Below are 479 nucleotides of genomic sequence, written 5' to 3' on the forward strand. Positions count from 1 at the left end.
ATCTCGGACATGGTCACGTCGAGCGAACCGCGCTCGCCGATCGCCGAGATCGTCGCGTCGATCAGCGCCTTGCGGCGCAGCGGTTCCATTCCGATTTTCGGCATCTCGCCATGATCCTTTGAGAGAACAGGATTATTTTTTATTGACGCGTCAATCAACAAAAAAATCGGCCGCGATCTCGGCTGTACCAAGCGATTGTACGCCTCCAGCCCTTCACGAAACCGGCACGATTGTTTATCTTTGAACAATAGATGCGAAATGCGCCGTGAGCCGACATGCCAGGCCGGCGCCAAGGATGGAGACCGCCATGACCGCATGCATCGTCGGATGGACGCATTCGCGCTTCGGCAAGCTTGAGGGCGAAACGCTCGAAAACCTCATCGTCAAGGTGGCAACGGACGCGCTCGACCATGCCGGCATCGGTCCCGACGAGGTCGACGAGATCGTGCTCGGCCACTTCAACGCCGGTTTTTCGGCGC

2 pseudogenes are annotated in these 479 nt (G+C 58.0%); one reads left to right on the plus strand and one right to left on the minus strand.

Annotated elements, in window-relative coordinates:
* Nucleotides 1-143: pseudogene (locus tag ENZ74_RS33995) on the minus strand (transcriptional regulator BetI); the annotation flags it as partial.
* Between the two features lie 164 nt (nucleotides 144-307).
* On the opposite strand from ENZ74_RS33995, the pseudogene ENZ74_RS35595 reads away from it, so the two are divergent.
* Nucleotides 308-479, plus strand: a pseudogene (locus ENZ74_RS35595) (thiolase domain-containing protein); the annotation flags it as partial.

Origin of the sequence: Mesorhizobium sp. M7A.F.Ca.CA.002.15.2.1, assembly GCF_003998715.1 — a bacterium.
In the GTDB taxonomy this organism is placed as follows: domain Bacteria; phylum Pseudomonadota; class Alphaproteobacteria; order Rhizobiales; family Rhizobiaceae; genus Mesorhizobium; species Mesorhizobium ciceri.